Below are 1214 nucleotides of genomic sequence, written 5' to 3' on the forward strand. Positions count from 1 at the left end.
AGAGTCATCGAATGAAACATCGAGAAACAATTTTTGAATAAAAAAGTGCACAAAGTTATCTAGCAAAAAGTGCACAATTGTCCTTGACAGTTACATATATTGCCTTGTATCTGTGTTAAACTGAATAAATCAGCGTATAAGGAGAAAATAATTATGAACGAACAGTTGTTACAGACTATCAAGCAGTTGGAAATTAAGAAAGAACCCGAAGAACAGACCTTAGAGGTCGCAAACCAAAGTTATACTAAAAATCAATTGGCCCATTTTATTGATCGCCATGATTTGTCTATTGCCAAAAGCTGGAAAAAGGCAGAAATTGTCACAGCCTTGACAGACTGGATGGAAAAAGCGCGAGTAGACTTATTAAATTCAGAGCCGGAACTTCTTTCATTTTACTCTCAAAATTTGGTGAAGGCAGAACGATCTTTTGATACTTATAATAGTAACCTGTCAGACAGTGACTTGGAGCGTGTTCTTCTTCTAATAGACTATGGCCTGGCTTATAATGTTGATGGTCAGCTTTGGCTACCGGGAGAAACAGCAGGCGCAGTCTCAAATATAGAAGCCGTACCTGAACAACAGGATGAAGCAGATACGAATCAAACAGACGCACCCGAGAATAAGCCTGAGCAAAGCAGTCAAGCAAAGAAGCGGGCTCAAACGCCTCCCCCTTCTGTTTTTACAGAAGAAACGGTTGCTCAAAAGAAGCAGACGCGACTGAACTACTTGAAGAAGCAAGCGAAAAAGAAAAAACGTAAAAAAAGAAATTAAGACATGGAATACACTCGCCAATTCTATATAGCGCGGCTAGTGTGTTACTTCGACGGATGCTTAAAAAACTATTCCCTATAAACAAAAACAGCTTTGAGTTCAATGCTCAAAGCTGCTTTTGTTTATTCACTTTTGCGTAATGATGTATCTGCTCCAAAGATCTCTGCGTCAAGAGCAGCCTGGTAGCCTTAGCGATTTCGAGTAGGTGGCTTCTAATATACTCAAGTTTCGCACCCTTAAGAACTCCGTTCTATCCTTTACATCATAAGGATTATTTAGATTAATCAGCTTAAAAGTAAAGAAAAAGACAGCTCTCTTTGGTAAAATGTGAGTACCACTACCAACATTTGTGACTGCTAAACTGTATTATGCAGTTACTGCTAGATAATAATGTGCACTTTTATCCCATACTTTCGTTCTATTTGATAAACTAGAAGAGTTAG

The 1214-nt window shown here is 38.5% G+C and carries 1 protein-coding gene; it reads left to right on the forward strand.

What is annotated here, in order from left to right; translation table 11 throughout:
- The first annotated feature begins 153 nt into the window (after positions 1 to 153).
- On the forward strand, positions 154 to 771 hold the full coding sequence (locus CLV38_RS13600; RefSeq protein ID WP_106196534.1) for a hypothetical protein: 618 nt from the start codon (positions 154 to 156) through the stop codon (positions 769 to 771).
- Positions 772 to 1214: the final 443 nt, after the last annotated feature.

It is taken from the genome of Alkalibacterium olivapovliticus, from assembly GCF_003003275.1.
GTDB lineage: Bacteria > Bacillota > Bacilli > Lactobacillales > Carnobacteriaceae_A > Alkalibacterium > Alkalibacterium olivapovliticum.